Here is a 1,587-nt window from a genome sequence, read left to right on the forward strand (position 1 = left end):
TCATGCGCCGCGACCAGTCGATCCCGCGCGAGAACTTCAACATCGGCGACCGCATCCGCTGCTACATCTACGACGTCCGTCGCGAGACCAAGGGTCCGCAGATCCTGCTGTCGCGTGCGCACGGCGGCTTCATGGCCAAGCTGTTCGCCCAGGAAGTGCCGGAAGTTTATGACGGCGTGATCGAAATCCGCGCCGTGGCCCGCGATCCCGGTTCGCGCGCCAAGATGGCGGTCGTCTCCAACGACAGCTCGATCGACCCGGTCGGCGCCTGCGTCGGTATGCGCGGTTCGCGCGTGCAGGCGGTGGTGGCCGAGCTGCAGGGCGAAAAGATCGACATCATGACCGAGAGCCAGGAGAGCGAGCGCCGTCAGCGCGAGTTCGCCGAGCGCACCGCCCTGTTCCAGGAAGCCCTGGACGTGGATGAAGTCATCGCTCAGCTGCTGGTCACCGAAGGCTTCGCCACGGTTGAAGACGTCGCCTATGTCGACGCTTCGGAAATCGCGGCCATCGAAGGCTTCGACGAGGACACTGGCGAAGAGATCCAGGCCCGCGCCCGCGACTTCCTGGAAAAAATCGCCGCCGAATACGACACCAAGCGCAATGCGCTGGGCGTCGAGGACGGCCTGCTCGGCATCGCCGGCGTCACCCTGCCGATGGCCGTCGCGCTGGGCGAAGGCGATGTGAAGAGCATCGAGGATCTCGCCGGGTTGATCCCCGACGACCTTCGCGGCTGGTTCGAATCCAAGGACGGCGAGCGCGTGCGCGAGCCGGGCATCCTGGAAAGCTTCAATCTGGATCCGGCCGAGGCCGAGGCCCTGATCATGCGCGCCCGTGTCGCCATGGGCTGGGTCGAGGCGCCGGAGCCGGAGCCGGAACCCGAGGTCGAGTACTCGGAAGTCGACGCCGTGTTCGGTCATGCTCCCGAGCAGGCGCCGGCCCCGGCCGCTGAAGAGGCTGTTGCTGAAGAGCCCGCGGCCGAGGCTCCGGCCGCCGAAGAAGGCCCGGAGGCCTAGCCCACGGTGACCGATCCCGCCCCGACCGTGACCGCCACGCGGGCTCCAAAGACCCTCGCGGCGGCCGCGCGGGAGCGGCGGGACATCGTTTCCGGCGAAGTGATGGATGAGGACCGCCTCATCCGTTTCGTCGTCGGTCCCGACCTGACCGTGGTTCCTGACTTGGCGCGTAAGCTGCCGGGCCGGGGACTATGGGTCGCCGCCGACCGCGTGTCGGTGGAGACCGCCGCCAAGAGGGGCCTGTTTTCGCGGGCCGCGAAGACCAAGCTGACGCCGCCCGTCGGGCTGGCCGACCAGGTCGAGGAGCTCTTGCTCCGGCGGCTTATGGACGGGCTGGGTCTTGCGAAACGCGCCGGCGAGCTTATCTCGGGCTTTGAAAAGGTCGCCTCAGCCGTGAATTCCGGCAAGGCCGCCTGGGTGATTGAAGCCACCGACGGCGCCGCCGATGGCCGCCGGAAGATTCTGAACGTGGTCCGCAGGTCACCTAAACCCCCGCAAATCTTCGGACTTTTTGCTGCGGAGGAATTGGGTTTGGCCTTGGGGGCGGAGAATGTGATACACACCGCCTTCCTTG

General features: G+C 66.9%; 2 protein-coding genes. Both read left to right on the plus strand.

The annotated features are described in order from the left end of the window. A partial coding sequence (locus tag Q7T84_RS03995; RefSeq protein ID WP_304806411.1) for a transcription termination/antitermination protein NusA occupies nucleotides 1–1,013 on the plus strand: 1,013 nt, incomplete at its 5' end. A gap of 27 nt (nucleotides 1,014–1,040) precedes the next feature. Beyond that, nucleotides 1,041–1,587: RNA-binding protein (locus tag Q7T84_RS04000; RefSeq protein WP_304806412.1), on the plus strand; the 547-nt coding region annotated here is incomplete at its 3' end.

The organism is Phenylobacterium sp. (assembly GCF_030654915.1).
Classification (GTDB): Bacteria; Pseudomonadota; Alphaproteobacteria; order Caulobacterales; family Caulobacteraceae; genus Phenylobacterium.